The 260-nt window shown below is 56.5% G+C and carries 1 pseudogene; it reads right to left on the bottom strand.

From position 1 onward, the window contains the following. A pseudogene (locus AAIE03_RS24195) lies at nucleotides 1-260 on the bottom strand (replication endonuclease); the annotation flags it as partial.

Here is a 260-nt window from a genome sequence, read left to right as displayed (position 1 = left end):
ACGCATTCAACACGCGGCAATGTGCGCTCGACGAAGGTTTTCGTTAAGTACGCATTGGCGCGGGCAATGCCCTGTGATTTTTCCAGCTCGTTGACGCGACGCTTAACGTCAATCTGGATCAGCGTCGGCTGTTGCTCAAGCAGCTCCTGCGCACGCACTAAAGCCGCAATCATCTGACTGCGGCTGTGCATTTCCTCATAGGTGGGATAAGGGCTGGCGATGGCTTCCCGTGGCGCATTCCACGGGTAAGCGTACTGCTC

It is taken from the genome of Pantoea sp. Ae19-2 (assembly GCF_059801205.1).
The sequence above is the reverse complement of the archived record's forward strand: the minus strand, read 5'-3'. Positions and strand labels throughout refer to the sequence as shown.